Here is a 255-nt window from a genome sequence, read left to right as displayed (position 1 = left end):
AGCGTGTCTATCACGAGGAAAAGGGGCTTTACGGTTACCGGCGTGTGACGGCGGTGATCCGCAACGCCGGCACCTTGGTTAACAAGAAAGTCGTAGAACGCTTGATGGTCGCGCTTGATCTTCGCTCGCTCGTACGGCCCAAAAAGTACCGGTCGTACAAGGGCGTCGTCGGCACCATCGCGCCTAACCTGCTGGAGCGAAACTTCCTGGCGCAGCGCCCGAATCAGAAGTGGGTGACCGATGTGACCGAGTTTA

Annotated in this window: 1 protein-coding gene; it reads left to right on the top strand. The window is 58.0% G+C overall.

From position 1 onward, the window contains the following. Positions 1–255 (top strand): IS3 family transposase (locus tag JOY50_RS28815; RefSeq protein ID WP_243056206.1); only part of this gene is annotated, 255 nt, incomplete at both ends.

It is taken from the genome of Pseudomonas sp. BP01, from assembly GCF_022760795.1.
In the GTDB taxonomy this organism is placed as follows: domain Bacteria; phylum Pseudomonadota; class Gammaproteobacteria; order Pseudomonadales; family Pseudomonadaceae; genus Aquipseudomonas; species Aquipseudomonas putida_Q.
This window is presented reverse-complemented; position numbering and strand designations above follow the sequence as displayed.